This window comes from Pseudomonas sp., assembly GCF_030684895.1.
Classification (GTDB): Bacteria; Pseudomonadota; Gammaproteobacteria; order Pseudomonadales; family Pseudomonadaceae; genus Aquipseudomonas.
Genome location: NZ_JAUXXP010000011.1, coordinates 83,732 through 90,607 on the forward strand (window position 1 = coordinate 83,732; position 6,876 = coordinate 90,607).

At 58.9% G+C, this 6,876-nt stretch carries 9 protein-coding genes; all 9 read right to left on the minus strand.

Features of this window, described 5'->3' with window-relative positions; genetic code table 11:
• Positions 1-7: 7 nt before the first annotated feature.
• On the minus strand, positions 8-442 hold the full coding sequence (locus tag Q8M42_RS01880; RefSeq protein WP_305283115.1) for a hypothetical protein: 435 nt from the start codon (positions 440-442) through the stop codon (positions 8-10).
• On the minus strand, positions 442-3,795 hold the full coding sequence (locus tag Q8M42_RS01885; protein ID WP_305283117.1) for a tape measure protein: 3,354 nt from the start codon (positions 3,793-3,795) through the stop codon (positions 442-444). Before Q8M42_RS01885 ends, Q8M42_RS01880 begins: the two co-directional genes overlap by 1 nt.
• Positions 3,796-3,854: 59 nt before the next feature.
• Positions 3,855-4,262 carry a hypothetical protein gene (locus tag Q8M42_RS01890; RefSeq protein ID WP_305283119.1) on the minus strand — a complete coding sequence of 136 codons (408 nt, stop codon included), beginning with the start codon at positions 4,260-4,262 and terminating at the stop codon, positions 3,855-3,857.
• Between the two features lie 356 nt (positions 4,263-4,618).
• Positions 4,619-5,371 carry a hypothetical protein gene (locus Q8M42_RS01895; RefSeq protein ID WP_305283121.1) on the minus strand — a complete coding sequence of 251 codons (753 nt, stop codon included), beginning with the start codon at positions 5,369-5,371 and terminating at the stop codon, positions 4,619-4,621.
• Positions 5,372-5,394: 23 nt separating this feature from the next.
• Entirely contained in the window at positions 5,395-5,580 is a 186-nt protein-coding gene (locus Q8M42_RS01900) for a glycogen branching protein (protein ID WP_305283123.1), read from the minus strand.
• 10 nt (positions 5,581-5,590) lie between these two features.
• Complete coding sequence (locus Q8M42_RS01905) at positions 5,591-6,028, minus strand: hypothetical protein (RefSeq protein WP_305283125.1); 438 nt, start codon at positions 6,026-6,028, stop codon at positions 5,591-5,593.
• 2 nt (positions 6,029-6,030) lie between these two features.
• On the minus strand, positions 6,031-6,366 hold the full coding sequence (locus tag Q8M42_RS01910) for a hypothetical protein (RefSeq protein ID WP_305283127.1): 336 nt from the start codon (positions 6,364-6,366) through the stop codon (positions 6,031-6,033).
• A gap of 2 nt (positions 6,367-6,368) precedes the next feature.
• Positions 6,369-6,620, minus strand: coding sequence for a hypothetical protein (locus tag Q8M42_RS01915; protein ID WP_305283129.1), 252 nt, complete (start codon positions 6,618-6,620; stop codon positions 6,369-6,371).
• Between the two features lies 1 nt (position 6,621).
• Positions 6,622-6,876: major capsid protein (locus Q8M42_RS01920; protein ID WP_305283131.1), on the minus strand; the 255-nt coding region annotated here is incomplete at its 5' end.

Here is a 6,876-nt window from a genome sequence, read left to right on the forward strand (position 1 = left end):
TTCAGGTTCAAGGTTCAGGGGTGGGATCTGGTGGCGGGGCCACGGTGATCAGCCGCAGTGTCAGCTCATGCAGCCAGTCAGGTTCAGGGGCCACGGTTCGGTACAACGGCCGCGCCTGCACAACTGGGCCTGCAGCACGGTTCCAGGTCACGTAGTGCTGCGCACCTGTCGGCAGCGTGAGCAGCATGACCTTCAACAGCACGGACGCCATTGCTTCTAGCTCTCGCACCTTGGCCAAGGTGAACCACGCGCCGCCATTGCTGGTGAGCGTGATCGGGCGGCCGTAAAGCTTGACGCCCTCCTGCACCATCAACGCCCCCGTCAGGCTACGGTCCAGCTCCTGCTCGATGGCGTTCCATTCCCACTCGTCCGTCCATTCAAGTTGCTCGCCGGCCAGGTCAGGGTTATCCGCCAGGTCGAGGTCATCCAGGGTTAATGCCATTACACGGACCTCAATGCGGCGTCTTCTAGAATGTCCAGCAGCGTGGCTTCATCACGGTCACTGTTAACAGCCACGTTCACCGCCTTGCCTTGGGCCGTTTCCAGTCTGATGACCTTCGTAGGTGCAGCCTGCTGCTGGGCAGCGGGCGCGGCCTTCTGCTGCTCATCAATGCGCTTCTGCTGTTCCTGCTTCTGCCGCTGCTGGCCCGTCTGGGTTTCAATCTCGCGCAACAGGCCAATCGCTCGGGCGGCATTGGCCACAGCATCGGCATTACCGCCCGCCTGCGCTTCGGCCATTTGCCCCTCCAGCTCACGACGCCGAGCAGCGAAACGCCGCCGCTCGATGTCATCGGTGCGGCCCTGCAGGGTATCCAGCTCATCCTGCAAACCCTCCAGCGTGGCCCGCGTGGAGCTGCCCAGCTGCTGCATGCTTTGCTGCGCAGCAGCAATGCTCGCATCAAGCGCACTTAGGTCAGCGTCATCGAGCAACCCCAGCTGCTGCCGCATATCCTGCGCACGGCGTACAAACTGCTGAGCCGATATGTCATTGCGGGCATAGCCTTCCGTCAGCCCCTGCAGCGCTGCCTTCTGAGAAAGAAACGCCTGCTGGGTTTGCAGGCTGGCAGCCTGAGATTCCAACGCCCAGCGCCCAAGGCTACTGGTCAGCGGCCGGCTTGCAGCAGCCTCGACCTCACCCAGCGCATTGACCACCTTCTGCAGTGACTCGCTGGTGGCCTCCAGGCTGCTGGTATCAATGGACATATCAACCGAGCTGATCCCGCGAAGGCGATCATAGACAGCCAGCGCCGCCTCACTCATAGCCGCCAACGGCTCGCGAGCCCGGCTGATCACGCCACTGAAGAAGTCAGCCGTAGAGGACATATCCCGCTTGGCTTCTTCGCTGCCTTTGCGGGTGGCCTCCATCGCCTCGCCGCTGGCCTTGCGCTCGGCTTCCATGCGGGCGCCGCTTTCACGACGCAGCTGCTCGCTGGTGACAATGGCCTCTTTGTCTACAGCGTTCTTAGTGGCCTGGGCTTTGCTGCCCTGCTCGACTGCCGACTTGAGTTCCTTTTGCCGGTCGCTGGTCTTCTTCAGCTCGGCGTTGTACTGGGCCGCAGTTATCTCGCCATCGTTGTACAGCTTCCTCAGCGCAGCGCGGATGCTGTTGATATCAACATCAGTTTTCGCATTGCTGATTGCAGCCTGCACCTGGGCGAGGTCGCCGAGCTTTTCCTCAAGCTCAGACACACCATCGGCTGCCCCCTTGGCGGTGCCGCCTAGTTCAGACAGCTTGGTGTTGAGCAGGCCAGCGGCCTGCGCAAACTGCTCCTGGGTAAGGCGCCCACCATCAAACGCTGTTACCAGGGCACCGCGCAGCCCTTCCAGCTGCTGGACGCTCCGAGCGGTATCGATGAGGTTGATGGCATTGCCAATATCGGTGATAGCCGCAGTACCAGAAGCCGCAGCTGCCAGCGCCGCATCCTTGACCTTGTCCTGATTTGCGATCAGTTGATCAGCATGCGCCTGGTCCAGCATGCGCTGCTGCTCAAGCTGGGTTTTAACCAAAGCCGTTTGCCCTTCGGCGGCGGCCTTCGAAGCATCTGCAGCACTTTGGCCGATACCACCCAGCACGTCGGCAAGGTCTTCAGCGTCTGTTTTGACGCCATCTATTGAGGTTTTAAGCGAAGCTCGAACGGTCGCTGCAGCACCCTCAACAGCTGACTTAAATTTTGCGCCTCCAATTGACTCCGGCAAAACATTCGCGAGAAGGCCAGCCACCTCCAATATGCCGAGCTTTACCGTAGCAAAGAGCGTGTCAGCGCCCGAGCTCGCCGCTGTCAGTAGATTAAAGAAGCCGCGCGTGGTGGTGGAAAACACCTCGAAGCGAGCAAGCGCACCATCAACTCCCTTGCCAAAACCATCCAGCCACTTAGTGCTGTCATCGGCCAGCTTATTGAAATCAATCTCTAGTAGCTTTACGGCAAAGTCCTGAGCCTTTTGCGCGCCCTCCGTGAATGCCTTACTGAGTGCAGTAGCCAGCTTATCCAGCCGACCATCCTTGTCCATTTCATCGATCTTGGCTGCAAGTTCGCCCAGCTTCTTCTTAGCGAAATCTAGCGCGCCCGACTCGGCAACCCGGTTCTGAAAGTCGGCCCACACATCCTTGAGGTTGCTGACCTTGCCCGTGAGGGTGTTCATGCCATCCGCAGCAGCACCTTCGGCACTTCTACCGATTTCCGCCACCAGGGCCTTGATGACATCGCGACCCAGCCGGCCTTCAGTGGCCAGCTTGCTCAGCTGCGCAGCGTTCTTGCCGGTGATTTTTTCCAGCATGCCCCACACGGGCACGCCGCGCTCAACCAGCTGCAGAATCTCTTCGGTCTGCAACTTCTGTTTGCCGTAAGCCTGACCAAGTGCAGAGGCAATGCCCTGCAGGCGCTCCATACCACCGCCAAGCTGCTCGTTCTTATCGACGATGGCCTGAAGGCTGCCATCCATAGGGTCTAGCCCGTAGGTCTTGAGCAGCGCAAAAGCCTCGGTAACGTCAGCCACCTCCAGAGGAGTATCCTTGGCAAACTTCTTAATCCAGGCAGTGGCTTGCTCGCCACCCGCCACACTGCCCATCAGCGAAGCCAATCGCTTATCAAGCAGCTCGAACTGATCACCTGTTTGCAGCATCGAGTAGATGCCATCGCGAACCAGGTTGAGGCCTTTCTGCACCAGGCCGAAGGCGGCATTAAGTGAGATATAGGCGGCGGCAAATGCCAGCACCTGCTTGGCGCCCCGGCTCATTGCCTCACGGGCGCCGTCAACCCGCGTAGCCTGCTCAGCAGCAGCACGACCTGCAGCAGCATGCTCGCGCTGCAATACCCTGAGCTGCTGGCTATTTGCGTCTAAAGCAACCTTGGCCCTGTCGACCTCAGCCGCCAGGCGCTTTTCTTCATCGGCCAAGTTGTTGGTGTCGATGCCAGCGGCCTGAGCTGCCTTTTCTTGGTCAGCCAGGCTTTTGCGCAGACTGTCGAGCCCGCGCTGCATCCGCCGGGCTTCGCGCTCGGCATCCTTCAACGACTGCTCTAAGCCCGCAGAGCCTGGCGCTTTGTTTAGCGCATCTCGCAGTTCTTTGATTTGCAGGTCAGCCTGCACAAGGCTGCTCTCGGCCCGCTCAGCTGCCCGCTGGGTGGTCTCCAAACCACGGGCTAAGCCGCGGGCATCCTTGGCTGAGTCGAGAACCTTGCCAAGCTCCTCGGCCTCAGCACTTACAGATGCCAGCGCCTCAGCACTTTTTGCCGCCTCCGGCGAAAGCTCATCTTTGCCACGGAGCACGAACTGAATCAGGCGGTCTTTCAGGCTCACGATGTTTTCTCCGGGCAATAAAAAACCCGCCGAAGCGGGTTATTCAAAATTACTGGTTATCAAATACTGATGTTCTTAATAACGCAGCGGGTAGTTTCTACCTGACTGTGGATGAAACCCATGTCAAAGTTCTTGAAAACGCGCGTCTTGCCGGCTTCCACTATTTCAAAGATCGTGCGTTTGTTGCTATCAATCTTGGTACCACTCGGCCCGAAGTGAACGCACTCAATCTCAATATCCTTGATAGCTACCGACCCAGTATTACGGACGGTGAAGTCGGCTGCCATCAACGACCCACCTGCACTCTTTCTCCAGTCATAACTTTCAAGCACAGCGCCCGCTTTTGCCGTTGCTAATGCTGACTGGCTAGACGCTGATGTCGTAGAGCTTGCCGTAGAGCCCGCGCCAGGATTATTAACCAGGGTGGACAGATAGCCGATAAGCCAGAGACCGGCAATGACTGCCATTACCCACGTAAAAACAGAGGTGCCCTTCTTGGGCGCCGCACCGCAATGGGGGCAAGCTGCGGCTTTTATGCTGATCGGGGCCTTACAGCTCCGGCAAGGGACGAGCCCGCGGACATTCACAACTGACGGGGAAGGCGGGGCCGGGGGTGGGGTCGCAGCAGACTTCCTAAGCTTTAACTCCAACGCTTTTTCATAGAAAGCACCACAGTCGGGGCAGCGTAATGGCTCTCCGAACTGCGACTGCGGCGCTTCATAATCACAACTGGGGCATTGCATAGGTATCCCTCCCTTGAGTTGAGAGGAATTTACCATCACAACACCACCACAGAATAGGATGGCCATCCTTGGCCCGCGGCTTAGGCCGCTTTGTCGACGATGTTCATCTCGCAGAACTTGGAGATGTCGTTGCTCAACACCAGCGGATCGGCCAGCAGCTCGGCCGGGCCTTCCAGCTTCAGATATTCCTGACCGAACACCGGCAACTCCGACAGCATGCCGAATTTCACGCGGCGCAGGTGCAAGCTGTAAGGCTCACCACTCTGTGCATCGTTGAGGCCGGCAATGTAGATTTCCAGCTCCACCTGACTGCCATTGAGCATCTGCACAGCACTCGACTTGAGTTTGGTGTAGGTGGCCTTGATCCCGGCAGAGGTGATAACCCCACTGCCCGTCACCAGAATGCCATGCGGCGTAACCAGGTAGTCAGTACCCGGCTGCAGGGCAGCATCAGCAGCAGTGACGACCGTGATAGGTGCGGTCAGGTCAGGCAGGTGCTTGAAAGGAATCAGCTCGCCTTCAATACCCTCACAGGTGCGCGGCTCAGCAGTGATCACACCTGCTGCAACCGGAACGACTGTGGAGCGCGTGACGCGCGCCAGGTTGGTCGCTGTCAGGTCATACAGGCCAATGGTGGACGCCACATCGGTGACTTGCTCACGCACGTTGCGGTTGCCACCACCGCCCCGGAAATTGCGCAGCGTTTTACGGTCGCTGGTGAAGCTGATGTTGAAGACGTCGCAGTTACCAAGATCAAGAAAAGCATCCTGAGACTGGTAGGCGCGGGCATAGGGAATGCCCTCGCCAATAAACGAGCGGTCGATTTGAGGCATTTGAGCTCTCCTGGCTGGGCGGGTTACTTGTCAGCTTCAGCCGTTGCGGCTGGCGCTTCGGCTTTGGGCTTGGGTTTCGGGGTGAAGCCGCGATTCATGGCATGCTCAGCAACAGCTTGAGGCACATCCTGATCAGGGCCTTTTTTGTAGTGAGTCACGTTCCCGCCCGAGGCGAAGTTGAATGGCTCAGTGATAGTGATCTTGGGCATTACGGTGTCCTCACTTGAGGGGTTGCACGTAGGTGATCTGCACAGGCAGCACGTGACAAGCCCATGTCCGGCCTTGGCCGGGCGGCATGGGGGTTTCAGATTGAAAGGTGGCGATCTGGACGCCCTGCATGGTAAGCCCTCCCTTGGTACCAGGCAGCGCGACCTTGATGCCCAGTCGGGCTGCACGCAGGTGCACTGCAAAGTCGCGGCGCTTGGTAATGCAGGTGATGTTCAAGATCACACGCTCACGAACACCACCGCCGGACTGGCGCTCCACCTCCTCTGTGGTACCTGGCTGGATGACGATGAAGTCATCCGGCAAGGCGTCATCAGCGGAGTCGATGACGCGCAGCACGCTGTCCTCGAACACCCGACCGCCGAATGAATCCACGGCAGCCAGGCGCGCGATTACCTCCGCAACGATGGCGGATTGCATATCGATAGGCATGGTCAGGGCTTCACATAGAAGGTGATCAGGTGGCCGTCATCTTCGGCAATGCCGTCGATGTGCCAGGTCTTACCGTCAGCGCCCCACTCCGCCGGATCGAGGCGAAACGCACCCTGGCGATCCAAGGGCTGAAGAAGGTGGCGACGAACCGTAATGGTTACAGACCGGTCCACCATGCCGCTGACGATGTCCATGCGCTCGACATCCTTGTCGAGGATCACCTCAATCCCCTCGACCAGTAAGGCTCCGGAGGCATTGAGGTAATCGGCACCGCCATCGTTGAGCGATGACATGATCATTTCATCCATGTCATCCATCAGTTCGGCGAAGCCGGCCATGGTTATTCGTCCTGCTGTTGCAGCAGATCATCTGCAGTTGGCGTAGCAGGCGTCGCAGGTGTAGGGGCTGGAGCCGCCGTACGCATCACGGCCTGCGCTGTAGCACTACGGATAGGCGCAATGGTCCCGGCGGCGACCAACTGTGCGGCGAGCTCGGCGGAAGGTGGGGTGTATTCAACACCTTTCACGTACACCTTCTTGCCTTCCTGAATACAGCCGTCGATAACGATGTGAGCCTCAGGTTTCTTGGCCATGTCACACCACCTTCGCGTAGATGAACGCGTCCGGCTCAAGCAGACCTGCCAGCGGCGCAGCCTGCAGTTTCAACCAGCGAACGCTAGGCTCAGGCGTGACCCAGGATTTCGGGAAGCGGGACGCCTCCACCAGGCCGCTCTCAATGGCATCCAGATCTTGAATGGCACCGTAAAGCATTGCGTTGCGGGTGTTGGTGGAGCCGAGGATCAAGCCACCGGCCGGAATCATCGGCTGCTCGTCACCAGCAGCGTCCAG